The 319-nt window shown below is 71.8% G+C and carries 1 pseudogene; it reads right to left on the reverse strand.

Annotation, left to right across the window (positions count from 1 at the left end):
* A pseudogene (locus MKK84_RS28265) lies at positions 1 to 305 on the reverse strand (hypothetical protein); the annotation flags it as partial.
* Between the last annotated feature and the right edge of the window lie 14 nt (positions 306 to 319).

A 319-nucleotide genomic window follows, 5' to 3' on the forward strand; every position in this document is an offset into this window, starting at 1 on the left:
CCGTGCAGCCACGCCGGGCTGATGGAGCGGACCCCGTTCGAATCAGACTTCCGCCCTGTGTGGCGCCCCCTTTGGGTGCTCAGCAGGCCTGCGCCGTCAGCCGGCCGGATCGCGGCCTGGCCGAGTGGCGGGGAGGCCCCAGCCCGGGCGGCTATGGAGTCGATGTACAGCCCGCAGGCACCGTTGAGAGCCATCTCGTCCCCGACGATCCGGAGGACGCCGAGCTGGCCGGTGGTGAACCTCGATGCGAGCGCGGGCGGCATCGGGCCCGAGCACGCCAGCCGACGGCGACGCTCAATAGCCACGGATCGCTCAGGAG

It is taken from the genome of Methylobacterium sp. E-065, assembly GCF_022829605.1.
Taxonomy (GTDB): Bacteria; Pseudomonadota; Alphaproteobacteria; order Rhizobiales; family Beijerinckiaceae; genus Methylobacterium.